Source organism: Bradyrhizobium sp. USDA 372, assembly GCF_053629095.1.
Genome location: NZ_JBRJHR010000001.1, coordinates 6,347,270 through 6,371,358 on the forward strand (window position 1 = coordinate 6,347,270; position 24,089 = coordinate 6,371,358).

Annotated in this window: 23 protein-coding genes and 1 pseudogene; 12 read left to right on the forward strand and 12 right to left on the reverse strand. The window is 66.1% G+C overall.

All coding sequences use genetic code 11. The features are described from left to right. Positions 1–10: 10 nt before the first annotated feature. Positions 11–1,118, reverse strand: a pseudogene (nadA, locus tag AB7M16_RS29645) (quinolinate synthase NadA). Positions 1,119–1,465: 347 nt separating this feature from the next. On the opposite strand from nadA, the gene AB7M16_RS29650 reads away from it, so the two are divergent. The 6 genes from AB7M16_RS29650 (at position 1,466) to AB7M16_RS29675 (ending at position 8,877) form a co-directional block, all read left to right on the forward strand. After that, positions 1,466–2,719, forward strand: a complete 1,254-nt coding sequence (locus tag AB7M16_RS29650) for an MFS transporter (protein WP_453945988.1) — start codon at positions 1,466–1,468, stop codon at positions 2,717–2,719. 42 nt (positions 2,720–2,761) lie between these two features. After that, positions 2,762–3,748 (forward strand): acrylyl-CoA reductase (NADPH), encoded by a 987-nt coding sequence (gene acuI / locus AB7M16_RS29655; protein WP_212254622.1) that lies wholly within the window; start codon positions 2,762–2,764, stop codon positions 3,746–3,748. Between the two features lie 114 nt (positions 3,749–3,862). Then, positions 3,863–4,450 (forward strand): hypothetical protein, encoded by a 588-nt coding sequence (locus AB7M16_RS29660; RefSeq protein ID WP_453945990.1) that lies wholly within the window; start codon positions 3,863–3,865, stop codon positions 4,448–4,450. Between the two features lie 161 nt (positions 4,451–4,611). Further along, positions 4,612–4,857, forward strand: coding sequence for a DUF6894 family protein (locus tag AB7M16_RS29665; protein WP_453945992.1), 246 nt, complete (start codon positions 4,612–4,614; stop codon positions 4,855–4,857). A gap of 206 nt (positions 4,858–5,063) precedes the next feature. Then, positions 5,064–6,800 (forward strand): methyl-accepting chemotaxis protein, encoded by a 1,737-nt coding sequence (locus AB7M16_RS29670; RefSeq protein ID WP_453945994.1) that lies wholly within the window; start codon positions 5,064–5,066, stop codon positions 6,798–6,800. A 388-nt stretch (positions 6,801–7,188) separates the two neighbouring features. Then, a complete protein-coding gene (locus tag AB7M16_RS29675) occupies positions 7,189–8,877 on the forward strand; it encodes a methyl-accepting chemotaxis protein (RefSeq protein ID WP_439364005.1) in 1,689 nt (562 codons plus the stop codon). Positions 8,878–8,881: 4 nt separating this feature from the next. On the opposite strand, the gene AB7M16_RS29680 is transcribed toward AB7M16_RS29675, so the two are convergent. The 6 genes from AB7M16_RS29680 to ygfZ all read right to left on the reverse strand — a co-directional run bounded on the left by AB7M16_RS29680 (position 8,882) and on the right by ygfZ (position 15,654). Further along, on the reverse strand, positions 8,882–11,593 hold the full coding sequence (locus AB7M16_RS29680; RefSeq protein WP_453945996.1) for a DUF2339 domain-containing protein: 2,712 nt from the start codon (positions 11,591–11,593) through the stop codon (positions 8,882–8,884). 50 nt (positions 11,594–11,643) lie between these two features. Continuing rightward, positions 11,644–12,612 (reverse strand): NUDIX hydrolase, encoded by a 969-nt coding sequence (locus AB7M16_RS29685; RefSeq protein ID WP_260382620.1) that lies wholly within the window; start codon positions 12,610–12,612, stop codon positions 11,644–11,646. Positions 12,613–12,892: 280 nt separating this feature from the next. Continuing rightward, the gene (locus AB7M16_RS29690; protein WP_172787267.1) at positions 12,893–13,399 is read right to left on the reverse strand and encodes a tyrosine phosphatase family protein; all 507 of its coding nucleotides are present in this window, start codon (positions 13,397–13,399) and stop codon (positions 12,893–12,895) included. Between the two features lie 145 nt (positions 13,400–13,544). Continuing rightward, positions 13,545–14,159, reverse strand: coding sequence for a YfbR-like 5'-deoxynucleotidase (locus AB7M16_RS29695; protein ID WP_439364001.1), 615 nt, complete (start codon positions 14,157–14,159; stop codon positions 13,545–13,547). Continuing rightward, the gene (locus AB7M16_RS29700) at positions 14,156–14,782 is read right to left on the reverse strand and encodes a DNA-3-methyladenine glycosylase I (protein WP_453945999.1); all 627 of its coding nucleotides are present in this window, start codon (positions 14,780–14,782) and stop codon (positions 14,156–14,158) included. The genes AB7M16_RS29695 and AB7M16_RS29700 overlap by 4 nt, the downstream gene beginning before the upstream one ends. Further along, a complete protein-coding gene (gene ygfZ / locus AB7M16_RS29705) occupies positions 14,779–15,654 on the reverse strand; it encodes a CAF17-like 4Fe-4S cluster assembly/insertion protein YgfZ (RefSeq protein WP_453946001.1) in 876 nt (291 codons plus the stop codon). Before ygfZ ends, AB7M16_RS29700 begins: the two co-directional genes overlap by 4 nt. 97 nt (positions 15,655–15,751) lie before the next feature. On the opposite strand from ygfZ, the gene AB7M16_RS29710 reads away from it, so the two are divergent. From AB7M16_RS29710 to AB7M16_RS29730, 5 genes are all read left to right on the forward strand, one after another. After that, the gene (locus tag AB7M16_RS29710; protein ID WP_453946003.1) at positions 15,752–17,086 is read left to right on the forward strand and encodes a dihydroorotase; all 1,335 of its coding nucleotides are present in this window, start codon (positions 15,752–15,754) and stop codon (positions 17,084–17,086) included. Between the two features lie 170 nt (positions 17,087–17,256). After that, positions 17,257–18,126, forward strand: coding sequence for a sulfurtransferase (locus tag AB7M16_RS29715; RefSeq protein WP_453946005.1), 870 nt, complete (start codon positions 17,257–17,259; stop codon positions 18,124–18,126). 110 nt (positions 18,127–18,236) lie between these two features. Then, entirely contained in the window at positions 18,237–18,929 is a 693-nt protein-coding gene (locus AB7M16_RS29720) for an RNA polymerase sigma factor (RefSeq protein WP_453946007.1), read from the forward strand. Positions 18,930–19,015: 86 nt separating this feature from the next. Next, positions 19,016–19,549: a DUF4142 domain-containing protein gene (locus tag AB7M16_RS29725; protein ID WP_453946008.1), complete on the forward strand. Its 534-nt coding sequence runs from the start codon at positions 19,016–19,018 to the stop codon at positions 19,547–19,549. A gap of 9 nt (positions 19,550–19,558) precedes the next feature. Next, on the forward strand, positions 19,559–19,885 hold the full coding sequence (locus AB7M16_RS29730) for a cupredoxin domain-containing protein (protein ID WP_453946010.1): 327 nt from the start codon (positions 19,559–19,561) through the stop codon (positions 19,883–19,885). Between the two features lie 176 nt (positions 19,886–20,061). Here AB7M16_RS29730 and AB7M16_RS29735 read toward each other — a convergent pair whose 3' ends face one another. From AB7M16_RS29735 to AB7M16_RS29750, 4 genes are all read right to left on the reverse strand, one after another. After that, entirely contained in the window at positions 20,062–20,328 is a 267-nt protein-coding gene (locus AB7M16_RS29735) for a hypothetical protein (RefSeq protein WP_025034564.1), read from the reverse strand. Positions 20,329–20,578: 250 nt separating this feature from the next. Beyond that, positions 20,579–20,956: a TIGR02301 family protein gene (locus tag AB7M16_RS29740; RefSeq protein ID WP_453946012.1), complete on the reverse strand. Its 378-nt coding sequence runs from the start codon at positions 20,954–20,956 to the stop codon at positions 20,579–20,581. A 45-nt stretch (positions 20,957–21,001) separates the two neighbouring features. Further along, positions 21,002–21,436, reverse strand: a complete 435-nt coding sequence (locus AB7M16_RS29745) for an NUDIX domain-containing protein (protein WP_439363995.1) — start codon at positions 21,434–21,436, stop codon at positions 21,002–21,004. 9 nt (positions 21,437–21,445) lie between these two features. Continuing rightward, positions 21,446–21,955, reverse strand: coding sequence for a hypothetical protein (locus AB7M16_RS29750; RefSeq protein WP_453946014.1), 510 nt, complete (start codon positions 21,953–21,955; stop codon positions 21,446–21,448). Positions 21,956–22,018: 63 nt separating this feature from the next. Between AB7M16_RS29750 and AB7M16_RS29755 the strand changes: the two genes are divergently transcribed. Beyond that, the gene (locus AB7M16_RS29755) at positions 22,019–22,783 is read left to right on the forward strand and encodes an SOS response-associated peptidase (protein ID WP_172787279.1); all 765 of its coding nucleotides are present in this window, start codon (positions 22,019–22,021) and stop codon (positions 22,781–22,783) included. Between the two features lie 110 nt (positions 22,784–22,893). Here the strand turns inward: AB7M16_RS29755 and AB7M16_RS29760 are convergent, their stop codons facing one another. Beyond that, positions 22,894–24,087, reverse strand: coding sequence for a CaiB/BaiF CoA transferase family protein (locus AB7M16_RS29760; RefSeq protein WP_453946016.1), 1,194 nt, complete (start codon positions 24,085–24,087; stop codon positions 22,894–22,896). Positions 24,088–24,089 lie beyond the last annotated feature (2 nt).

Here is a 24,089-nt window from a genome sequence, read left to right on the forward strand (position 1 = left end):
TTGCTCGCCCTCAATTGCTCAGATTGATCATGCGCTCGACCGAGCGCCCGCGCGCGTTCCGCGAGCGCGGGATCGATCGTCACCTCCTCGCCAAGCGTCAGCAGGCTCTCCAGGATGTTGGCGAGCGTGATGCGCTTCATGTGCGGGCAGAGATTGCAGGGGCGGAGCATCTCCACATCGGGCAGCTCGGCCCGGACATTGTCGGCCATCGAGCATTCCGTGATCATGACCAGCCGCCGCGGCCGCTTTGCGCGCACCCAGTTGATCATGTGCGCGGTCGAGCCGGTGAAGTCGGCTTCCGCCAGCACGTCCGGCGGACACTCCGGATGCGCGATGATCTGCACGGTGGAATCGGCCTCGCGAAAGCTGCGCAGCTCTTCGCCCGTGAAGCGCTCATGCACCTCGCAGGCGCCTTTCCAGGCGATGATCTTCACGTCGGTCTTCGACGCCACGTAAGTGGCAAGGTATCGGTCGGGCAGGAAGATCACGGCCGGGACGTTCAGGCTCTCGACCACCTGCACGGCGTTCGAGGACGTGCAGCAGATGTCGACCTCGGCCTTCACCTCCGCCGAGGTGTTGACATAGGCGACAACAGGCACGCCGGGGAATTTCTCCCGCAGCAGCCGCACGTCCGCACCGGTGATGCTGGCGGCAAGCGAGCAGCCCGCGCGCGAGTCCGGGATCAAGACGGTCTTGTCCGGATTGAGCAGCTTGGAGGTCTCCGCCATGAAGTGCACGCCGCATTGGACGATGATGTCCGCCTGCACCTTGGTGGCTTCGACCGCGAGCTGGAGCGAGTCGCCGCCGATATCGGCGACGCAATGGAAGATCTCCGGAGCCTGGTAGTTGTGGGCGAGGATGACCGCGCCCCGCGCGCGCTTCAGCTCGTTGATCGCGTGAATCGTCGGCGCCATCAGCGGCCATTCGATCGACGGGATCACGTGCTTGACACGGTCATAGAGCGGCGCGGTGGCGCGTTCGACCGCCGCCGTCCATTCCAGTGACGGCATCGGCCATGGCGGTCCGGGGGGTACCGGCGCGGCGCGGGAGGAGGCGATGGGCTGGCCTTGCGGCCGGTTGGCAAAGTCGTCGGGACCGTAAATTCCAGTGATCGGCATTGAAGCCTCCCAGGTGTGGCCAATCGAGTGGTTATTATGCTCAACTTGAGAATATAGGGGGCCCGAGAAATCCGGCCGAGAAGGCCGGGCGAACGTCGCTGCTACCAAATATGCTCAATCTGAGTAAATCAAACATAGCACGCACCCGCGCGTGCCGCCAGAGCCTGTCGCACACATTCCCGTCACTGCGCACCTGCCAGACGAGGCCAGATTGAAACGCAATGCTCCCGCGTCAGCTCTTCGTGGAATGCAACCGTTTTTGGCTTGGGATTTTCATGCAGATGCATTAAACGGGCTGTCCCGCGGCTGCTGATTTGCGGATCCGCCAACGACAGACGAGGAAAACCATGTCGACACAGATCGGCGAACTCGCACCGGCCTTGCGTTCCTCCAACTGGCGTACCCCGGCCGCCATCATCCTCTGCGGTTGTGCCATCGGCATGCTCGGCTTCGGCCCGCGCTCGGCGCTCGGCTTCTTCGTGCAGCCGATGAGTCACGAATTCAGCTGGGGCCGTGACGTGTTCGGCCTCGCCATCGCCGTGCAGAATCTGTTGTGGGGACTGGGCCAGCCGTTCGCCGGTGCGGTTGCGGATCGCTTCGGCCTGTTCCGGGTGATGTGCGTCGGCGCGCTGCTCTATGCCGGTGGCCTACTCTTGATGCGCTATTCCTCGACGCCGCTGTCGCTGAATCTCGGTGCGGGCGTGATGGTCGGCTTTGGTCTCGCGGGCTGCTCGTTCAACCTGGTGCTGTCGGCTTTCAGCAAGCTCCTCCCGGCAGAGAAGCGCGGGCTTGCGCTCGGCGCCGGCACCGCGGCGGGCTCGTTCGGTCAGTTCCTGTTCGCGCCCATTGGCGTCGCCTTGATCGACAATTTCGGCTGGCAGCAGGCGCTCTCCGTGTTCGGTTTCCTGATGCTGCTGATCATCCCGCTGTCGCTGGCGCTCTCGACGCCGCCGGTGACAACCGCGAGCAGCGCAACGCCCGCGGATGACCAGACCATCACCAAGGCGCTTGCCGAAGCCTTCGGTCATCGCTCCTACGTGCTCCTGGTGCTCGGCTTCTTCACCTGCGGCTTCCAGCTCGCCTTCATCACCGTGCATCTGCCGGCCTTCCTCGTCGATCGCGGCATCTCCGCGCAGACCGGCGGCTGGGTGATCGCGGCGATCGGCCTGTTCAACATCATCGGCTCGCTCAGCGTCGGCTATCTCCAGAACTCACTGCCCAAGCGCTACATTCTCTCGACCATCTATTTCACGCGTGCGCTGGCAACGCTCGCCTTCATCACGTTCCCGATCACGCCGTTCTCGGCGATCGCGTTTGGCGCGATCTCCGGCCTGACCTGGCTGTCGACGGTGCCGCCGACCTCGGCGCTGGTGGCGCTGATGTTTGGAACGCGCTGGCTCGCCACGCTCTATGGCTTCGCTTTCGTCAGCCACCAGGTCGGTGGCTTCCTCGGCGTCTGGCTGGGCGGCATCGTGTTCGAAAAGTTCGGTTCCTACACGCCGATCTGGTGGCTCTCGATCCTGTTCGGCGTGCTCTCGGCGCTGATCAATCTTCCGATCGTGGAGAAACCTGTGGCACGGGCGGTTGCGCAGCCGGCCTGATCGGCTAAACATCCCCGACAAACAAAGTCAGGGAGTTCAGTCGTGGCCACATTCAAGGCTGTCAGGATCGACAAGGCGGACAAGGGCACCACCACGCAGCTCACGCAGTTCGACGAAGCCGAGCTGATGGAGGGCGACGTCACCGTCCGCGTGGAATGGTCGACGCTGAACTACAAGGACGGCCTTGCGCTCACCGGCAAGGCGCCGGTGGTGCGCCGCTTCCCGATGATCGCCGGCATCGATTTCGCCGGCACGGTCGAAGCCTCCTCGCATCCGCAGTGGAAGGCGGGCGACAAGGTCGTTTGCACCGGCTGGGGCATGGGCGAGACCCATCTCGGCGCCTATGCCGAGAAGGCGCGGGTGAAGGGCGACTGGCTGGTCGCGCTTCCGCAGGGCCTGTCGGCGCGCGACGCCATGGCGATCGGCACCGCCGGCTTCACGGCGATGCTCTCGGTGCTGGCGCTGGAGAAGCACGGCATCTCGCCAAAGAGCGGCCCGGTCGTGGTGACGGGGGCTGCCGGCGGCGTCGGCTCGGTTGCGATCGCCGTCCTGTCCAAGCTCGGCTACCACGTCATCGCTTCGACCGGCCGCGTCTCCGAGGCCGACTACCTGAAGCAGCTGGGAGCTGCCGAGATCATCGACCGCAACGAACTGTCGGCGCCGGCAAAGCCCCTCGCCAAGGAGCGCTGGGCCGGCGGCGTCGACAGCGTCGGCTCGACCACCCTCGCCAACCTGCTCTCGATGACGAAATATGGTGGCGCGATCGCGGCCTGCGGCCTGGCGGCCGGCATGGACCTGCCGTCCTCGGTGGCGCCGTTTATTTTGCGCGGAGTGTGCCTTCTCGGCATCGATTCCGTGATGTGCCCGATCGAGCCCCGGAAAGCCGCCTGGCAGCGTTTGGCCTCTGACCTGGATCGAACGAAACTATCTGAAATTACTGAGGAAATTTCGCTCGACCAGATTCCGGGGTGGGGCGCGAAAATCCTGGCCGGCCAGGTTCGCGGCCGCGTCGTGGTAAAAATTGTCTAACGGCGTTCAGACTTTACCAACCAAGCTGCTTCAATGTCGCCATGGTTGGTATGGTAAGCAGCGGGTAAAGAGATAAAGGCATCGCCCGCTGCGGGGGTTGGTTCGGAGTTGAGCATGCTTGCGCGTATTGTGTTGGGGGCTGTCACGGCGGCAGCGACGTTTGCGCCGGCCATCGCTGGAAGCATGAACGCCGACGAGGCGCGCCGCTTCGTCGCCGGCAAGGTGTTCGCATTCACCTGTTTCGACGGCACGAAGGGTGCAGGCCGCATCCTCGACGATCTCGGCGCCGCAGGTGCGGTGCAGTTCTCGGGCGCAGGCCCCGTTCGTCATCTCCGTCTGCCCGGCAATACGCTCCAGATCCGCGGCCAGAACGTCTGCGCCTCGATCAAGGGCATCCCGTTCGAGCCCTGCTTCAACCTGGAAAAGACCGACGACCGCAGCTTCCGCGGCTCGGTGTCGGGCATGGGCTTCGCCTATTGCGACTTCCATCACCAGGGCGGCAATCAGATGCTGATGGCGCGCGCTGCGGCGCGGCCGCGCTCGCTGCACAGGCCGGAGCATACCGGTTCGGTTGCCGCCTCGACCACCGAGGTCGCCGCGCGCGTGGAGACGCCGCGTGTCGAGGGCAGCCGGCTCGAGCCGGTCAAGTCCGAGCCGGCGAAGAACGAGGGCCCGCTGGAGCTGCGCCGCTCGACGCAGTGAGCTCGCCTGCGCGGGACAACCCGCGCCATTGATCGTCGAAGACATCATCGAACACCAAGCCGGCGCGCCGTAGTCATACGGACCGCGGCCTTCACGCCTTGGTAGCGTTTCGCGCCCCAGTTTGCGCGCGGCCGGGGGCGGTCCCACGCAAGGGTTCAACGATGTCGCTCTATTTCTTCCGCATCAGCACCGGCCGCTATTCCGGCGCCGCCGACCTGCCGTACGAGTTCGAGGATCGCGCAGCCGCCTGGACCGAGATGACAGAGGTGTGCGCCAATCTGCTCAGTGGCATCGCGCGCAGCCTGAAGCCGAACGCCGAGTGGTGCATGGAGCTGCTCGACGAGGACAAGAAGCCGGTCTTCCGCATCAGCCTCGTGGGCGAGACCATCGGATGCAAAGCGTCCTAGCTCCGACTTGAAGCTGCAATTTACAACTATGACGAGATCATTTCCTTTCGCGCTCAATCATTTAGCGTACAAAGTCAGTATTTCTGCGAGGGCTCTCGTTAACCAAATCGGAATGTGAAGCGCTCACTTTTTGGGCAACGGCGCGGTCAACGCCAAGGGCAGCCGACAATGACTTGGCTGCGCATTCCCTAGGGGGAAACATGCCCATGCTGAGCCTTGTTCAGAATCTGAGGATTGGGACCAAGCTGGCGGTTGCGTCGGCGCTCGGTGTGCTCCTGGTTGGCGCCATGATCGCGAGCCAGATGCGTGGCAATGCGAGCATTCGCGAGACCAGCCACAGCGCACTTGAACAGCAGGAAATCGTGCGCGACGCCGTCCGGGCCGAGGTTGCCGTTCGCGGCATGCAACTCGCGGTGCGAGATCTTCGTCTCGCCAATAGCGCGGCCGACCTTCAGAAGGCCACCCAGAGATTGGAGGATCAGCAGAAAGCGATGGGCTCGCTGGTCAATGAGATGCTGAAGCTTTCTCACTCGGCCGAAAATCGGGCGCGCATGGAGAAGCTGAGATCGCTCGCCGCGGACTACACCAAGGCTGCACAGCAGATCGCCGCGGTGCGCGCCGAAGCCCTCGCCGCGAGCGGCGCTGATGGCGCTTGGCGCGCCGCGAAGCTCAATGAAGAAGCCATTCGCATCGCGCGAGAGGTTACCCTGCCCATCGCAGCTCAACTCGACGCGCTGATCGAGCAGATCGCCGACTATGCGAGGCACAAATCCGAAGAGAACAACGCCGCGGCCACCGCTCAGATGAGATCGAGCGAGCAGGTCGGGATGGTGGTCGGCGCGCTCGCCATGCTCGTCCTCGTCTGCTCCTGGTTGATGTCGTTCCTGACCATCGCGCGGCCGATCCGCGCGCTCACCATCGCCATGGACAAGCTCGCCGGTGGCGATTTCTCCGTGGTTCTGCCCGGTCTCGGCCGCAAGGATGAGGTCGGCGGCGTCGCGGCGGCCGTCGAAAAGTTCAAGATCGTGTCTGAGCAGAAGGCGCGCGAGGAAGCTGAAGCCAAGATCAGGCAGGACCAGCTTGCGGCCGCGCAGCGCAAGGCCGAGATGCACAAGCTGGCCGACAGCTTCGAAGCCGCGATCGGTGAAATCGTCGACACCGTGTCCTCGGCCGCGACCGAGCTGGAAGCTTCCGCCTCGACGCTGACCGCGACCGCGGCGCGTGGGCAGGAGGTCACCACCATGGTTGCTGCCGCTTCCGAGGAAGCATCCACCAACGTGCAGTCGGTGGCGTCGGCGACCGAGGAGCTGTCATCGTCGATCACCGAGATCAGCCGGCAGGTGCAAGAATCCGCCCGCGTCGCCGGCGATGCGGTGAACCAGGCCCGCAGCACGACCGATCGTGTCGGCGAGCTTTCCGCGGCGGCGGCGCGGATCGGCGACGTGGTCGAGCTGATCAACACCATCGCCGGCCAGACCAATCTTCTGGCGCTCAATGCAACCATCGAAGCGGCGCGGGCCGGCGAGGCGGGCCGCGGCTTTGCCGTCGTCGCCTCCGAGGTCAAGGCGCTTGCCGAGCAGACCGCGAAGGCGACCGGCGAGATCGGCCAGCAGATCGCCAGCATCCAGACCGCCACCGAGCATTCGGTCGGCGCGATCAAGGACATCAGCCACACGATCGAGAGGCTGTCGGAGATCTCCTCGACCATCGCAGCCGCGGTGGAAGAGCAGGGCGCGGCAACGCAGGAGATTTCCCGCAACGTGCAGCAGGCGGCCACGGGCACCCACCAGGTGTCCTCCAACATCACCGACGTGCAGCGCGGCGCGAGCGAGACCGGGTCCGCATCCACGCAGGTGTTGGCAGCGGCGCAATCGCTGTCCAGCGACAGCAGCCGGCTCAAGCTCGAGGTCGGCAAATTCCTCGGCACCGTGCGCGCCGCCTGAAGGCGGCGTCGGCCTTCAGGCAGGCTTGATCTGCAACCGCCGCGCGTGGGGGCGCGGTGGTTGCAGAGCGAGGTCGCGCGCTTTTTGGAATCGGTGCGGGCGGCGTGACGGCAGCCGGCGCGAATGCTGCGCTGCACCGAGTTGCGCCCGCATCGCAACGCGAGAAGCCGATGCAGCTGCAAGAAAGAGTTGCAGAGACAACACGATCGCTGCGCGCGAGCCGTATTCTTACGTAGGCTCCTGTTAACGCCTGTTTGCGAGTATGGGCGCAATCCTTCGGGAAAAAGAACCAGCCAGCATTGTTGAACTGACCTCCGCCCGGTCGTCCGTCGTGACGCTGCGGCGCAGGTGATGTGCGCGTTGCCGGGTAATCATCGGGATTGTTGTGATGTCGAAGTTGTCGATCGTCTTCAAGCTGCTGACCGTACTGTCGATCCTGGTGCTCTCGCTTGCCGGCGTCGGCGTGATGGCGATCGGCACGATGCAGAACATCAACGCCCACACCGTCGAGATTGCGGAGAGCTGGCTGCCGAGCGTGCGTGCGCTCGGCTCGATGCGTGCCGACATCAACGAGCTCCGCGTCGCACTGCGTCTGCACCTGATGCAGGACACCGCCGAAGGCAAGGAGGCCGCGGAGAAGCGGCTGGCAGGCTTGCGTGAGCGCATCGAGAAGACGCGCAAGGTTTACGAGCCGCTGATCACGGTCGCCGAGGAGCGCTCGCTGTACGAGCAATGGACCAAGGCCTGGGCCGAGTATCTGAATGGCGTGCAGGACGTGATGGCGCTGTCGCGCAAGAGCGTCGGCCGCTTCCCGACCGATGCCAACGAGCTGCTGCAGACCAAGGTCGCGAAGATGGCGCAGGCCGCCGATCCCCTGCTGCAGAAGGGCATCGAGCTCAACAACAGGGGCGCCGAGCTGGAGACCAAGCAGGCGGCCGACAGCTACGCCACCGTGTTCCGCGTGCTGGTCGGCATCATCGTCGCTGCCGTCGTGATCGCGATCGGCGCCGCCTACTATCTCGTGCGCGACGTCTCGCGCGGCATCGCCTCGATCATTCGCCCGATGCAGTCGCTCGGCGAGGGCGACCTTTCGGCCGAAGTGCCGCATCGCGGCGAGAAGACCGAGATCGGCTCGATGGCGGATGCGCTCCAGATCTTCAAGGAGGCGTTGATCGCCAAGAAGGCCGCCGACGAGGCCGCGGCGCGCGACGCCGAGGCCAAGATCGAGCGCGGCCGCCGCGTCGACGCCATCACCCGCAATTTCGAGGTCATGATCGGCGAGGTCGTCGAGACCGTGTCGTCGGCCTCGACCGAGCTCGAGGCCTCCGCGGCGACGCTGAGCGGCACCGCGCAGCGCGGCCAGGAACTCGCAACCGTCGTTGCGGCAGCGTCCGAGGAAGCTTCCACCAACGTCCAGGCGGTGGCCTCAGCCTCCGAGGAGCTGTCGTCCTCCATCACCGAGATCAGCCGCCGCGTGCAGGATTCGGCGCGGATGGCGGCGGAGGCGGTCGAGCAGGCGGCGCGGACCAACGAGCGCGTCAACGCGCTGTCGCAGGCCGCCGCCCGCATCGGCGACGTCGTCGAGCTCATCAACACCATCGCGGGCCAGACCAACCTGCTCGCGCTGAACGCGACCATCGAGGCGGCGCGCGCAGGCGAAGCCGGCCGCGGCTTTGCCGTCGTCGCCTCCGAGGTCAAGGCATTGGCCGAGCAGACGGCGAAAGCGACCGGCGAAATCGGGGCGCAGGTCTCGGGCATCCAGGCGGCGACGCAGGAATCCGTCAGCGCCATCCAGGAGATCGGCGGCACCATCGAGCGGCTGTCCGAGGTGTCCGCCGCGATCGCCGCCGCCGTCGAGGAGCAGGGCGCGGCCACGCAGGAGATCTCGCGCAACGTTCAGCAGGCCTCGCTCGGCACGCAGGAAGTGTCGTCCAATATCACCAACGTGCAGCGCGGTGCGATCGAGACCGGCTCGGCCTCGAGCGAAGTGCTGTCGGCGGCGAAGTCGTTGGCGACCGACAGCACCCGCCTGAAGGTCGAGGTCGCGCAGTTCCTCGAATCGGTCCGCGCGGCCTGACGCTTCAGCTGCCGGTCTGCGGCGCAGCCGGCGGCGGTGCGATCTGCCGCCGGAACAGGATGCGCTGGTAGAGCCAGCCGATCGCGACCAGCACGACGCCGAGGCACATGAACGAGAGCGCGCGATAGACGCCGGTCAGCGTCGACATGTCGATCACGAAGGCCTTCAGGATCGTCAGCGCGATCACGGCGGCGGACGCCAGGCGCGCACGCTCCGAATTGACCAGGATGCCGACGCCGAGCAGCACCACGCCGAAGGCGAGCCAGCCGACCGAATAGGTGTATTGCTCGGCACTCGTGGTGCCGCCGTAGAGCAGGACCGGGCCGTGATAGAAGCGGCGGATCTCGAGCGTCACATAGGTGAGCGCGAACACCAGGGCGCCACCCGCAATCGTGTTTGCATATGCGACACGGCGGTGTCCCGCCACCGCGTAGGAGAGCAGCAGCATCAGCACGGCCGGCAGCGCATAGCCGAGCAGCAGCAGATTGAACACGAGGCCGCCGACATTGACGCTGGAGAACAGTAGCGGGTTCTCCAGGATCAGGAGGCCGAACACGCTGATGAGGCCGGCGATTGCCGTCAGCACGACCGCGCCGACATCGTGCACGATGCTGTGGCTGCGCAGCCGCAGGCGCTCCAGCCCGATCGCCATGGCGAGCGTGACGCAGACCTGCAGCGCGAATTCGAGCAGCGAGGGCGGCGAGATCATGTCGCCACCGGTCGCAAAATGCCGGATCTCCGTGAAGGCGAGCAGCGCGGTGAACAGGATCGCGGCGGTCTCGACCACGCGCAGCGGCGCGTCGTCGGCGCGACGGCGCAGGAAGATGCTCGCGCCCCAGAACGAGGCGGCCGGCAGGCCATAGCCCCACAACAGCCAGTTGAAGATCGGCGTCGTGCCGACGGCATCGCCGACGATGCGCGGATCATAGGCGATGCGCGCGGTGACGATCGCGGCGAAGATGGCAGCCAACCGGCGCAGCACCGGAATCGGCCGCTGCAACGAGATCCAGGCGGTGCCGAGCGACATCAGCGCGAGCGCGATGGTGAGCCAGCCCTTCTCCAGGGCGAAGGTCAGCGCCAGCGCCAGCGCGCCGAGCGTGCCGGTCGCGAACAGCGCGACCGAGGTGGCAACGCCCGGGCGTTCTTCGCGGCGCATCAGCGCCTCGGTCGCCGCGCCAAAGGCCGCGGCGAGCAGCACGGCGAGGATCGCGAACGGGATCGAGCGGTCGAGATGGGCGATGCGCGCATAGAGCGCGACCAGGATGGCGATCGGCGTCGCGACGCCCGCCGCCGACCACACCACGGGAATGATCGCCGAATTCGAGCGGCCCTGCGCGAAAAAGCCCGCGACGCCGAAGCCGGCGGCGAAGATCGCGGCCGTCACCAGGTGCAGCGTCACTGAACTGTCGGTCGCAACAGGGCCGACGCCGGGCATCGGGCCGCCCGGCAGCACCAGCATGTCAGGATTGGCGCGCACCGCCCATTCGGCGAACACGATGAGCACGGCCGCCGCGGCTGCGCCCAGCGCGCCGGTCGCCGCCGGTGCACGCCAGGCGACGAACAGCGTGCCGCCGACCAGGAGCGTGAATGCGATCAGCGCGAGATCCGCATGCGCGCTCGACAGTACGACCAGCATCGCCCCGAACAGGTAGGCGCCGAGCGCGCCCGACGAGACCGGCTCGATCTCGCCGTCCTCGAAGGTGGGTCCGAACATGAAGCCGCAGACGACGAGCAGTGCGGCGAGCACGAAGCCGACGATGGCGTGGAAGGCGTGCGGCGCGACCTGCACCTGTTCGGTATCGAGACCCGGGAAGATCCAGAGCACCGCGAAGGCAATGGTCGTGACCGCAAGCCAGCGCCACAGCCTGATGCGGGCGAGACCGAAACTCGCGGCCGTCACGACCGCAAGATAGATGTAGAGCGCCCAATAATCCGGCTTGCCCGAGGAGACGAGGATCGGCGTCACGAAGGCGCCGACGACGCCGAGCCCCGCGAGCGCGGGGCCGTGCAGGAGCGCTGCGGCCAGCGTGCCCATCGCAACGATGCCGAGCAGCACGAAGGCCGTCGCAGGCACGAGGAAGCCGTAGAGCGCGTAAGCCGCGTAGATGGTCGCGAAAGCCACCGCCGTTCCGGCCGCGGTGAGGATCGCGGGGATGTTGGCGATCGGCAGCGCCGCGATGCTCGAGATGCTCTCCTTGCGCCGCGTCCATTCGCCGGCGCCCAGCAGTGCAGCGGCGAACAGGCCGCCGAGGAACACGCGCACGCCCGGGCCGAGCAGGCCGGCCTCGATCGAATAACGCACCATGAAGAAGCCGCCGAGCGCGAGCGCAAGCCCGCCGATCCACACCACCCAGCGGGTGCCGAGTCGTTCTTCGAACCCGGGTGCTGCCTCCGGGACCGGAGGGGGCGCATCGGCGCCAGTGCTCGGCTCGAGCGGTGGCGGCGAAATCTCTTCGGTAACGAGCGGAGGCGGCGTCGTTTCAGCTTCCGGCGCCAGCGGCGGCGGCTCGGCGGCTGCAGTCGTCGCGGTTGCTTCGGCCTGCGCCTGCGCCGGCATCAGCGGCGGCGGCTGCACCGGCCGCTGCGCATAAAGCATCTCTTCGAGCGAGTTGAGCCGGCGGCGCAACTCGGTCGCCTGGCTGGATGCCTTGATCGCAATGAGGAAGGCGATGATCGCAATGATCAGCGCAAAGGCGTCAAACGGGCCGTCGAACATGAAGCCTCCAGGCAACCGGCGGGCAGGGGCCGGTACCAAAATATCAGGATCTAGCGCCGGGAGCGCACGCGCAAGCCCGGCGCGGGCCGCTCCTGGAGCACCTCGCGGCGGAAGCGGTAGAGCGCCGCCGGCCGTCCGCCCGTCTGTGTCGACATCACCCCGGTCGGTTCGACCAGGGCTTCCATTTCGACCAGGCGGCGGAAGTTCTGCTTGTGCAGGTGCCGGCCGGAGATCGCCTCCACCGTATGCTGCAGTTCAGTAAGTGTGAACTCAGCCGGCAAAAGTTCAAACACGACAGGACGATACTTCAGCTTTGCGCGCAGCCGCGCGATTGCCGTGGCGAGAATCCGGCGGTGGTCGAACCGCATCGAGGTCCCGAGCGGGGGAAGCGTCTTGCGCGCTAATGCCGCAGGACGGCCGTCGCGGCGCGCCTCCTCGATCAGCCCGGCCTCGTAGAGCAGCTCGTAGCGGTCGAGCACGCGCTCCTCGTCCCAGGGCGCGCCGTCGAGACCGAAATAGAATCGCACCCGATCCTTCCGCGGCAGCGCGCGCGTCGTCTCCGGCGTTTCCTCCTCGGCCCATTTGGTCAGGGCGGGGATGATGTCGCGGGCGATGATCGCCGGCGGCTGCTCGCGCCAGTCTTCCCAGGGGAAGAAACGATACCAGGGCGCGAAGCTCGCCGCGTTTGCCGCGAGCTCGCCATCGACGGGGCGCGTCAGCGCGAGATAGCCGATCGACACCATATGGGCACCGGTGTCGCCGGCCTCGGCATGACGGCCGCGGTCGCCGAACGTGTAGAGCTGCTCGACATAGCCGAGCCGCAGCCCCGCCTGTCGCTCGACCCAGGCGCGCAGGCCGATCTCGAACGTGCGATGGCTCACCGCGTCGAACGGGCCGAACGGCAGGCCGGCCAGCCCGTCAGCACCGCGCGCGGTCAGGATCAGCGGCTCATGGTCCTCGATCGCGACGATCGCGGCGGTCAGGCCGATCTCGATCGGTGTCAGCAGCGTCTCGCTCATGCGGCTGAGATCGCAGGTGTTGCGAGAAGAATGTCTTCGTTGGTTGAGCCGGTCGCTCCGCGGGCAAGCTGCAACCTCTCCCGCTTGCGGGAGAGGCGTAGGCCGCCCTCGGCGGCCGTAACTAGAGACGCCGAGGCAAAGCCTCGGCTATGGCATAGCGCCGGGTGAGGGCTTTGTCCTCTAGGGGATTGTCCCGTTGCGGAGACACCCTCTCCCCAACCCTCTCCCGCAAGCGGGAGAGGGGGCGCGGTCCCGTCGTGGTTGCTATTCGACTCCCGCCTCATTCGAGCTCGATCACGAAGGGGCGGCCTTCGACCATCATCGCGCCGGGGCCCATCTCGTCGAGTGCGCGCAGCATGCGGCCCTCGCGTCCCAGCGCGCGGTCGGCGAGACCGACGATGCGCCGGTTCGGCGAGGCGATCGGTGAAGCCGCGCGGATCTTCTTTGCGATCTCGATCTCGTCGCGATGCGGATTGAGTGCACAGACCGCGGCGAAGGCGCTGGCGGTGGAGCGGCTGATGCCGGCATAGCAATGCACCACCAGCGGGGCGCTGCGGTCCCAGCCGCGCACGAAGTTCAGCACCTGCTCGATATGCGTCTCCGACGGCGCGACGAAGCCGTCCATCTCCTCGGTGATGTCGTCCATCGACACCTTGAGATGGTTGGCCGGCAGCACCGACACCGGCCGCGCCACCTGTTCGACATTGGCCATCACGGTCAGCACATGGCTGGCGCCGGTGATGCGGACGGTTTCGGGAAGCGCGGCGAGGGAACAGACGTGGATCATGGCGGGCCTTTTTGCGCCCGATTATAGCGAGCGCTCGTAGGGTGGGCAAAGGCGCATCGCGCCGTGCCCACCATTTCGCAACTGCGCGCATCGCGCTTAGTTTGGTGGGCACGGCGCAAGAGCGCCTTTGCCCACCCTACAGGACCTACGCAAACACGGCGCCAAACCGCTCCAGAAACTGCTTCTCGGCCCGCGCCGCGGTCCAGGGCGTCAGATAGTCGCGCCGGACGCTGTCGGAGAGACCCGGATCCTTCCCGAACAGGCGCCGCGCTTCACTCGCGCTGAAGCCCGCGAGCTCGGTTGCCTCGAGATAAGCCGCACCGCGATCGGCGGCCTTGATGGCCTGCGTGATGTCGTCAGGCAAGACCGGCGGCAAGCCGAAGCGGATGTGGATGGCACCGAGCAGCCGCTTCTCGACCGCCTTGTAATGACCGTCGAGCACGGCCTTGAACGGCGAGATCATGTCGCCGATGACGTATTCCGGCGCATCATGGAGCAGGGCCGCGAGCCGCACGCGCTGGTCGACGCGGGGCATCTCGAGCCGCAGCACGGTCTCTACCAGCAGCGTATGCTGTGCGACCGAAAAGATGTGCGCGCCGAGGGTCTGACCGTTCCAGCGCGCCACCCGCGCCAGCCCGTGCGCGATGTCGCCGATCTCGATGTCGAGCGGGGAGGGATCGAGCAAATCGAGCCGCCGGCCCGACAGCATGCGCTGCCAGGCGCGGACCTCCTCGTTGCGCGTCGCCTTCTTCGCCGTCATTTGGCCTTGAGGCGCGGCTTGCGCTGCGTCTTGCCGCAGGTCGCATGACAATGGCAATCGACCAGGTGGTCGTTGACCATGCCGGTCGCCTGCATGAAGGCGTAGACGATCGTCGGGCCGACGAATTTGAAGCCGCGCGAGGACAGCTCCTTGGAGATCTGCACCGACAGCGGCGTCGAGGCCGGCACGCTTCCCGTGGTCTTGAAGTGGTTGACCTTGGGCCGTCCGTCCATGAAGTCCCACAGCAGCTTCGAGAAGCCCGGGCCCTTCTCCATGATGTCGAGATACGACTTCGCGCTCAGGATCGCGCCGTCGATCTTGGCCTTGTTGCGCACGATGCCGGCATCGTTCATCAGCGCGTGAACCTTCTTGGCATTGTAGCGCGCGATCTTCTCCGGCTGGAAATCGTCGAAGGCTTTGCGGAAATTGTCGCGCTTGCGCAGGATCGTGATCCAGGACAGGCCGGCCTGGAAGCCGTCCAGCATCAGCTTCTCGTACAGCGCGCGGTCGTCAAATTCCGGCACGCCCCATTCAGTGTCGTGATAGACGACGTAAAGCGGATCTTCCCCCGGCCACGGACACCGCTTCACGCCGTCGGGATGCAGACGTGCAGCGCGGCTCATGCGATGGGCTGCTTGGCTGGAATGCGGACGACGTCGGGTTCAGCGAGCGTCAAAGCCAGCCCCCCAGCGGTGAGCGGCTGGCCCGCATCGAGCGCGTCGGCGACGCGATCGATGCGGACCAGCGCGATGCCCCTGCCGCCGGCCGTCGAGCCGATGGTGCCGACCGGCTTGTCGCCGGCGAGAATGGTCGTGCCCGGCTCGGGCGAGGCGTCCTCGAGCAGCACTTTCACGCTGCGCGTGCGCGCGGTGCCGCGATGCTGCATGCGCGAGACGACCTCCTGGCCGACATAGCAGCCCTTGTCGAAATCGACACCGGCGAGGCGATCCATGTTGGTCTCGTGCGGGAACGCATCGCCGTACATGAAATCGAGCCCGCCGCGCGGCACGCCGAGCGCGATGCGGTGCGCCTCGTAGCCGGCCGCATCGACCAACTCGGCGCCGATGAGGTCCGACAGTTTCTGCTTGAGGTCTTCCGGGATCAGGATGCGGGTGCCGAGCCCATCGGCCCGCGGATCGGCGAAGGCAAGGTCGGGCTGGGCCGCCGGCTCGCCGTCCCATGCCGCGAGCACGCCGAGGTCGAGGTTGTCCACGGTGACCTTGGCGCGCAGCTTGTAGAATTTCAGCTTGGTGGCGAGGGTGTCCGCCAGCGCCTTCGGGCAGTCGATCAGGAACCCACCGCCGTGACCCGCGGGCGCTTCCGTGATCAGGAAATCCACGATGATCTTGCCCTGCGGCGTCAGCAATGCGCCGAATCGCCCCAGACCAGGTTTCAGCCGGTCCAGGTCGGTGGTGACGAGGCCATTGAGGAAGTTGCGCGCATCCTCACCCGCGACTTTGATCACGCCCCGATCGGGAAGAAACGCCGATTTCATGCGAAAATCTCTTGCGACATGTTGCTCCGGAACGTAAGCCCGCAACGCATAAACGACAAGACCTCGAGCCCTGCGCCCTGAGGATGAGAGAGGCCCCATGACCCAGCGTTTCGATGTGATCCTCAAGGGCGGCACCGTGGTCAACCAGGACGGCGAGGGTGTCCGCGACATCGGCATCGCGGGCGGCCGCATCGCGGAGCTGGGCCCGCTGTCGCAAGGCTCGGCCGCCGAGGTGATCGACTGCAAGGGCCTGCACATCCTGCCCGGCGTGATGGACACGCAGGTGCATTTCCGCGAGCCCGGGCTGGAGCAGAAGGAAGACCTCGAGACCGGTTCGCGCAGCGCCGTGATGGGCGGCGTCACCGCGGTGTTCGAGATGCCCAACACCTCGCCGCTGACCGTGACGGAGGCCACCTTCACCGACAAGGTGAAGCGCGCCCATCACCGCATGCATTGCGATTTCGCCTTCTTCATCGGCGGCACCCGCGAGAACGTGCAGGACCTGCCCGTGCTGGAGCGCGCACCCGGCTGCGCCGGCGTCAAGGTGTTCATCGGCTCGTCCACCGGCGCGCTGCTGGTCGAGGACGACGAGAGCCTGCGCCGCATCTTCCAGGTGATCCGCCGCCGTGCCGCCTTTCACGCCGAGGACGAATACCGCCTCAACGAGCGCAAATCGCTGCGCATCGAGGGCGATGCGCGCTCGCATCCGGTCTGGCGCGACGAGACCGCGGCGCTGATGGCGACGCAGCGCCTGGTCAAGCTCGCGCACGAGACCGGCAAGCGTATCCACGTGCTGCACATCTCGACCAAGGAGGAGATCGAGTTCCTGCGCGACCACAAGGATGTCGCCTCCTGCGAGGCGACGCCGCACCATCTGACGCTGGTCGCGCCCGAATGCTACGAGCGGCTCGGCACGCTGGCGCAGATGAACCCGCCGGTGCGCGGCGCCGATCATCGCGCCGGCATCTGGCGCGGCATCGAGCAGGGCATCATCGACGTGCTCGGCTCCGACCACGCCCCGCATACGCTGGAGGAGAAGCAGAAGACCTATCCGGCCTCGCCCTCCGGCATGACCGGCGTGCAGACGCTGGTGCCGCTGATGCTCGATCACGTCAACGCGGGTCGGCTCTCGCTGGCGCGCTTCGTCGACCTCACCAGCGCCGGCCCGGCACGTCTCTACAACATGGCCTGCAAGGGCCGCATCGCCGCCGGCTACGATGCCGACTTCACCATCGTCGATTTGAAGCGCAGCGAGACCATCACCAACAAATGGGTGGCGTCCAAGGCCGGCTGGACGCCCTATGACGGCGTTCGCGTCACCGGCTGGCCGGTCGGCACCTTCATCCGCGGCCGCCGCGTGATGTGGCAGAGCGAGCTGGTGACGGCCGCGCAAGGCGAGCCGGTGCGGTTCTTGGAGACGCTGAAGCAGTAGGCGGGCAGGGTCCCGCTCCTCGTTCCCCTGTCATGCCCCGCGAAGGCGGGGCATCCAGTACGCCGCGGCTTCTCGGTTCAATTGCCGCCGCCTCTGGAATACTGGATTGCCCGCCTTCGCGGGCAATGACAGAGTGCCCGGCAGCGCGAGCGCAATTTGGAGTGCAGTCAATGCCCCAACCCACGCCCCTCATCACCACGGAGCAGCTCGCCGCTATTCTCGGCGATCCCAATCTCCGGCTTTATGACTGCACGACCTACAACGAGCCGGTGCCGTCCGGTAGCGACGTGCCCTATCGCGCGGTGCCAGGCGACAAGACGTTCGCGGCCGGCCACATTCCCGGAGCCGATTTCCTCGACCTGCAAGGCGAATTCTCCGACACCTCCGCGCGCCCGCTCTTCATGATGCCTGACGTAGCCCAGCTCGAGGCCGCCTTCGGTCGCCACGGCCTCGATGCGAGCAAGACGATCGTGCTCTACAGCATCGGCACCATGATGTGGTCGACGCGGTTCTGGTGGATGCTGCGCTCGCTCGGCGTCGATGCCCGCGTGCTCGACGGCGGCCTCGACAAGTGGAAGGAAGAGGGGCGGCCGATTGAGACCGGTGCACCGAAGGGTTATCCGGCCACGACCTTCGTGGCCGCATCGCGCGCGGGCTTCTTCGTCGATAAGGACACAGTGAAGGCGCGCATCGGCGATGCCTCGACGGTCATCGTCAACGCGCTCTTGCCGCAATTTCACCAGGGCCTCGAGCCGAGCCGCTATGGTCGGCCCGGCCGCGTGCCGGGCAGCGTCAATGTTCCCGCCCCAACACTCGTTAATGCCGACAAGACGCTGACGAATCTTGCGGACGCGGAAGAAAAGTTCGTTGCCCAGGGCGTCACGCGCGACAAGACCGTGATCTGCTATTGCGGGGGAGGCATCTCGGCGACGATCAACCTCTTGCTGCTGACGCAGCTCGGCTACGAGAAGCTGACGCTGTACGATGGATCGATGGGCGAATGGGCGCGGGATCCCTCGCTGCCGATCGAGACAGACTAGGAGGCGGTCCTTACCCACCAGGAAGGTAAGATCCCGGGGAAGAAAATCGGGAACCTTTCCTCTGCGGCTGCATCCAATGTCCGGAGCCAATTGGAGACAGGAAACCCGCCATGTCAGGGACCGCAGCCGGCCTGACCGCCGGCGCCAGGACTTCGGAAGCCGCGCTGGTGGACCGCGCGCGGCGCCGCGACGAGGCCGCGTTGCGCGAGATCATGCAGGCCAATAACCGCCGGCTCTTCAGGCTCGCCCGCGGCATCCTGCGCAGCGACAGCGACGCGGAGGACGTTGTGCAGGAGACCTATGTCCGCGCCTTCACGCATCTCGACGGATTCCTTGGCGAGTCGGCGCTGTCGACGTGGCTGTCGCGCATTGCCATCAACGAAGCGCTCGGACGCGCACGCGGTCGGAAGCCGCAGGTCGAGCTGGGATCGGTGCCGGAGGCAACGCTCGAAGCGCAAATCATCCAGTTTCCGCTTTCGTCCGCCGCAACTGATCCGGAAAAGTCCATGGCCCAACGCGAGATCCAGCGTGTCGTCGAACGCGCGGTCGATGAACTGCCCGAGACCTTCCGCATGGTCTTCATCGCGCGGGTGATGGAGGGGATGAGCGTGGAGGGGACCGCCGAGCTGCTCGGCATCAAGCCCGAGACGGTGAAGACTCGGTTGCACCGTGCGCGCGCGATGCTGCGCGAGAACGTCGAGAAGAAGATCGGTCCGGTCGTGATGGATGCGTTTCCGTTCGCCGGTGAGCGTTGCGAGCGCCTGACGGAGGCCGTGCTCAGGCGGCTTGGCATCGGGGCCTAATTTTTCGGGAACGTTCGCGCGGAATTGGCATCCAACCTGTGCAAGCAACAGTCCGGAACGTTTCCGGCCCACAGGAGTGCCAAGCCATGCTGATCCGATGGAGCGCGGCGGCCGCCGCAGCGATGATGTTGTCGAGTCCCGTTTTGCTGCACGTCGCCAGCGCAGCCGACAAGCCCACCGATCCCCAGATCGCGCATATCGCCTACATCGCGGGCGTGATCGACATCAACGCTGCCAAGCAGGCGCAGAAGAAGGCCAAGAACAAGGATGTCAAGGCGTTCGCCGAAGACATGCTGCGCGACCACGAGGCGGTCAACAAGCAGGCCCTCGCGCTCGTCAAGAAGCTGAACGTCACGCCGGAGGACAACGACACCAGCAAGGCGCTATCGAAGCAGGCGGCCGACAAGCTGGCCGAGCTCGACAAGCTCGATGGCGCGGCGTTCGACAAGGCTTACGTCGCCAACGAGGTCGCCTACCACAAGGCAGTCAATGGCGGCCTGGAGACGCAACTCATTCCGTCTGCGAGCAATGCCGAGCTGAAGAGCCTGCTGCAGACCGGGCTGAAGATCTTCCAAGGCCATCAGCAGCACGCCGAGCACGTTGCGGCCGAGCTGAAATAGGAGCCTCGCATGATGCCGGGACGCCTCGCCTCGATCGCGCTTGCGGTCGTCCTCCTGTCGACGATCGTCCCGGCACGCGCCGCGTCGATCGAGATCACGATCACGATGGACAATCTCGTGATTGCTCCGGCTGAGGTATCGGCGAAGATCGGCGATACCATCACCTGGGTCAACAAGGACGTCTTCGCCCACACCGCCACCGCCAGGAACGGCGATTTCGACGTGCCGCTGCCGCCGAAGAAATCGGCGACATCAGTTCTGAAGAAGGCCGGAACGGTCGAGTATTACTGCCGCTATCATCCCAACATGAAAGCGACGCTCAAGATCGAGCCGTGACGAGGGAGCGAATTCCCGCGCGCTGCGGGAACATCTCCCGACGGCCGCGAGACTAATGCTTGTCCGCTGAAAGCGGCTTCCGTGCGATAAGAGCGGCAGACTTCGCGAAGCCTTTCGCCAAGTCATTCATCCGCAACTGGCCCCGCCCGCGTGGCGGGGTCATTTTTCGGAGCGGCCTACTGCCTGGAGATGCCGACCGAGAATTCGCCGTTGCGGATGCGGCCGGGAAAGCCCTCGACGAACTTCGCCACCGCGTCCTCGCCATAGGTGCCGACGAGCTCGGCGAGCGCCGCGAACAGGCTCGCCTGCGCCAGGCAGTCGCCGTCGACGCCGTCATGGCGCGCCTCGGCCCAGGCCTCGTTGAGATAGCTCAGCGCAGCCTGTTTCTGCTCGTGATCGGGCAGCGGCGCGCGGGCGGGGGCGTAGGAAATCGGCTGGCTCATGAAACTCGGTCAGGGCTGGGGCGCGATCCACGGCGATGCGCTGTGCGAGAAGGTGTAGCACGGGCGTTAACGACCGCTAGGCCACATCTTTAGGAACGGTTAACGGCTGTGAACAAAGTCGATGACAGGGTTCCAGCACTCGTCATTCCGGGGCGCGCGCAGCGCGGGCCCGGAATCCATCAGGCCACCAACTCTGCGGCTCGATGGATTCCGGGCTCTCGACTTCGTCGAGCCCCGGAATGACGAGAAATCAGTTCGCGTAGCGCGCCGTGAGATCCCGCGAGATCTTCGAGCCTTCCCCGATATAGCGGCGGATCGCCACCGTCGCGGCCGGCGTGCAGCTGCGATAGGTCTGCTGAAAACCGTTATAGCCGCGGTTGAAGGCGGCGATCATGCGGGTGCGGCGCTCCCCGGAGGGGGTCTCGGCATCGATCAGCGCCTGCATCTCGTTGCGCCATTTGTTGCCCTCGTTCGCCCCGCAGATGCCGCGCAGATAGTGCAGGCCGCCCAGGATCTCGGCCAGCCGCTGCAGTCCGCCGTCAAACGGCGCCGCCACGTCCTGGGCTCTCGCAGGCCCGGAGGCGCAGGCGAGAATCACGACAAAAATGGCCAGAAATCGCATCGACATCGGCGGCTGTATGCCCCCTCGGGACGGCTGGCGCAAGGCGGGCCGTCAGGCCCCAAGCAGCCGGTGAGCCGACAGGATGACCTCCTCCAGCCCCCCGGTCAGCTTGAGGTCACCGAGGCTCGCCATGGCGTCCGGGGCGATCCAGCGGTAATCGTCGAGCTCGTCGTTGAGAGCCGGCTCCCGGGCCGTCCAGCGGGCGGCAAAGGACATGATCAGGTAATGGCCGGCGCCGGCGGTGGCCGGCAGCACCTCGCGCCAGCCGGCAAGGCCAACGATCTCGATACGAAGCCCGGTTTCCTCGTCGACCTCACGGCTCAAGGCCTGATGCAGCGATTCGCCGAACTCGACACGGCCGCCCGGCAGCGAATAGAAGCCCTTGGCGGGCGAGCGGGCGCGGCGGACCAGCAGCACCTTGCCGTCGCGGAAGATCGCCGCGCTGACCGCGAGCTGGGGATGGGCAGGATGGACAATTGCAGTCAATCGCGCCACCTATCGGGCCGAGTTCGCCATGATGGTGTCGACGTCGGCTTCCGCCCCGCCATTGATGATGCCGCCGCAGGCCGCGATCAGCGGCTTGACCCAGAGGGTGGCCTGCTCGGCGAGGCGCACGCGGGTCGAGTCCTTCTCGACCTCGCGCATGGCCGAGCCGACCGCGGTCAGGATCGAGGTCATGGTATCCGTCATGTGGTCGAACTGGGCACGCACGTTGGGATCGGCTTTCTCATAGGCTTCGATCGCCAAATCCCGCGCCTTGAAATTCGACGCCGTGAAATGCTCGGCGTAGGACAGCGGCGTCCAGGTCAGGAAGTCATCCGCGCATTCCGGCATATCCGGCACCATCTCGAGCAGCATCACGGCTTCATTGAAATGGTTGAGATAGTCGGTGGCAAGCCCGGTCCGCGGGTTGATGTTGGCCACGCGCAGCCGTTCGGCCCAGGCGGCCGCCTCGGGGCCCGTCTGTACATACGTCCGCGCGGGTTGGGTGGCCGTTGAGCTCATCTGCCGCAGTGTTAACGTTCGGGGTTAAAAGGACCTGAACGGACCCTATATAGGCCCCCAAGGATGTGTGGACGCTTCGTCATAACTTCGGCCCCCGCGGCTTTGCGGCAACTGTTCGGCTATGTCGAGCAGCCGAATTTCCCGCCCCGGTACAATGTCGCCCCGACGCAACCGATTCCGGTGGTGCTGGTCGAGAACGGCGCGCGCCATTTCCGCCTGATGCGCTGGGGTCTGCTGCCGAGCTGGGTCAAGGACCCCCGCGGGTTCACGCTCCTGATCAACGCCCGCTCCGAGACTGTGCTGGAGAAACCCGCCTTCAAGAACGCGATTCGCCGCCGGCGCGGCCTGATCCCGGCTGATGGTTATTACGAGTGGAAGACGGAAGCCGGCCGCAAGCAGCCCTTTTTCATCCACCGCGCCGACGGTGCGCCGCTCGGCTTTGCCGCCTTGTTCGAGACCTGGGTCGGGCCGAACGGCGAGGAGCTCGACACGGTCGCGATCGTCACCGCGGCGGCGGGCGAGGATCTCGCCGCTCTGCATGACCGCGTGCCCGTCACCATCAGCCCGCGCGACTTCGAGCGCTGGCTTGACATCAAAGGCGACGAGGTCGATGCGATCCTGCCGCTGATGAGGCCCCCGCACGTCGGCGAATTCGCCTGGCACCCGGTCTCTACCCGCGTCAACCGCGTCGCCAATGATGACGAGCAGCTCGTGCTGCCGATCAGTGCGGAGGAGATCGAGGCGGAGGCCGAGGCGACGAAGCCGAAGAAAGCGGTGCGGAAGACTGCGGCTAGCCCGGCGGATGACGGGCAGGGATCGTTGTTCTAGGCGGCAGTGCCGTAGGGTGGGCAAAGGCGCAACGCGCCGTGCCCACGATCTCTCTCTTCAGTACGCGGTGGTGAGCACGCTTCGCTTTGCCCACGCTACGGCACGGAGCTTCAGACAATCTCCCTCGCCCGTAAGCCCGCGATCTCCGCCGCGTCGAATCCCAGCTCGCCGAGCACCGCGTCCGTATCCGCGCCCAGCTCCGGCGCCATGCGATCCAGCCTGCCGCCGCCATGCGCGAGCTTGAAGCCGCTGCCGGCAAAGCGCAGGCGGCCGTATTGCGTGTCCAGCTCCTGGATCGCACCGCGCGCCTTCACTTGCGGATGGTCGATGACCTCCTCGACCTTCCAGATGCTGGCGCATGGCGCGCCGGCGTCTTCCAGGATCGTCTCCCATTCGCGTGCCGGCCGTTTCGCCAGCGCTTCCTCGATGATGGCGCGGAGCGCCGGCTCGTTCTCGTTGCGGGAGAACCAGTCGGCAAAGCGCGGATCTGACAGCGTGTCCTCGCGGCCGAGCGCAGCCATCAACGCGAGGTATTGCTTCTCGTTGTTGACGGCGAGCAGGATATGGCCGTCGCCGCACTTGAACAAATTCGCCGTGGTCCGGCGGCTCACCGCCTGATTGCCCGAGAGCGTTTGCCGATGACCGGCGACCGACCAGTCCGCGATCTGGCCCGAGAGAAACGCCAGCGTCGCCTCCAGCATGGAGACGTCGATCAGCTGCCCCTTGCCGGTGCGGTCGCGCTGGTAGAGCGCGCTCGACACGCCGAACGCGGCCGTGGCGCCCGACAGCACGTCGCACACCGCAAAGCCGGCGCGGGTCGGTCCGGTCTCGGGGTGGCCGGTGATCGCCATGATGCCCGACAGCGCCTGCATCTTGCCGTCATAGCCGGGGCGCAGGCGATCCGGGCCGGTCTGGCCGAAGCCTGACACCGCGCAATAGATCAGCTTCGGATTGATGGCCGACAGCGCTTCATAGCCGACGCCGAGCTTGTCCATCACGCCGGGGCGGAAATTCTCCATGACGACATCGACGCGGCTTGCGAGCTTCTTCACGATCGCGATCGCCTCCGGCTTCTGCAGATCGAGCGTCAGGCTGCGCTTGTTGCCGTTGATGGCCTGGAATGCCGGCGCCAGGCCACGCTCGGCCCATTCGCGGGACAGCGGCGTGCGGCGCATGTCCTCGCCCTCGCGCCGCTCGACCTTGATGACGTCGGCGCCGAGCAGCGCAAGCTGATAGCTCGCATAGGGGCCGGCCAGCACTTGCGTGAAATCCAGGATCTTCACGCCCTCGAACGGTCGCGTCACGT

Bases quoted from the DNA above. Each gene is read 5' to 3' on its own strand.
- AB7M16_RS29660 (WP_453945990.1), top strand. From the start codon at position 3,863: ATGCTTGCGCGTATTGTGTTGGGGGCTGTCACGGCGGCAGCGACGTTT.
- AB7M16_RS29725 (WP_453946008.1), top strand. From the start codon at position 19,016: ATGCTGATCCGATGGAGCGCGGCGGCCGCCGCAGCGATGATGTTGTCG.
- AB7M16_RS29750 (WP_453946014.1), bottom strand. From the start codon at position 21,955: ATGAGCTCAACGGCCACCCAACCCGCGCGGACGTATGTACAGACGGGC.
- ygfZ (WP_453946001.1), bottom strand. From the start codon at position 15,654: ATGAAATCGGCGTTTCTTCCCGATCGGGGCGTGATCAAAGTCGCGGGT.
- AB7M16_RS29740 (WP_453946012.1), bottom strand. From the start codon at position 20,956: ATGTCGATGCGATTTCTGGCCATTTTTGTCGTGATTCTCGCCTGCGCC.
- AB7M16_RS29665 (WP_453945992.1), top strand. From the start codon at position 4,612: ATGTCGCTCTATTTCTTCCGCATCAGCACCGGCCGCTATTCCGGCGCC.
- AB7M16_RS29675 (WP_439364005.1), top strand. From the start codon at position 7,189: ATGTCGAAGTTGTCGATCGTCTTCAAGCTGCTGACCGTACTGTCGATC.
- AB7M16_RS29730 (WP_453946010.1), top strand. From the start codon at position 19,559: ATGATGCCGGGACGCCTCGCCTCGATCGCGCTTGCGGTCGTCCTCCTG.
- AB7M16_RS29680 (WP_453945996.1), bottom strand. From the start codon at position 11,593: ATGTTCGACGGCCCGTTTGACGCCTTTGCGCTGATCATTGCGATCATC.
- AB7M16_RS29720 (WP_453946007.1), top strand. From the start codon at position 18,237: ATGTCAGGGACCGCAGCCGGCCTGACCGCCGGCGCCAGGACTTCGGAA.
- AB7M16_RS29670 (WP_453945994.1), top strand. From the start codon at position 5,064: ATGCTGAGCCTTGTTCAGAATCTGAGGATTGGGACCAAGCTGGCGGTT.
- AB7M16_RS29700 (WP_453945999.1), bottom strand. From the start codon at position 14,782: ATGAGCCGCGCTGCACGTCTGCATCCCGACGGCGTGAAGCGGTGTCCG.
- AB7M16_RS29685 (WP_260382620.1), bottom strand. From the start codon at position 12,612: ATGAGCGAGACGCTGCTGACACCGATCGAGATCGGCCTGACCGCCGCG.
- AB7M16_RS29710 (WP_453946003.1), top strand. From the start codon at position 15,752: ATGACCCAGCGTTTCGATGTGATCCTCAAGGGCGGCACCGTGGTCAAC.
- AB7M16_RS29650 (WP_453945988.1), top strand. From the start codon at position 1,466: ATGTCGACACAGATCGGCGAACTCGCACCGGCCTTGCGTTCCTCCAAC.
- AB7M16_RS29715 (WP_453946005.1), top strand. From the start codon at position 17,257: ATGCCCCAACCCACGCCCCTCATCACCACGGAGCAGCTCGCCGCTATT.
- AB7M16_RS29755 (WP_172787279.1), top strand. From the start codon at position 22,019: ATGTGTGGACGCTTCGTCATAACTTCGGCCCCCGCGGCTTTGCGGCAA.
- AB7M16_RS29735 (WP_025034564.1), bottom strand. From the start codon at position 20,328: ATGAGCCAGCCGATTTCCTACGCCCCCGCCCGCGCGCCGCTGCCCGAT.
- AB7M16_RS29690 (WP_172787267.1), bottom strand. From the start codon at position 13,399: ATGATCCACGTCTGTTCCCTCGCCGCGCTTCCCGAAACCGTCCGCATC.
- AB7M16_RS29695 (WP_439364001.1), bottom strand. From the start codon at position 14,159: ATGACGGCGAAGAAGGCGACGCGCAACGAGGAGGTCCGCGCCTGGCAG.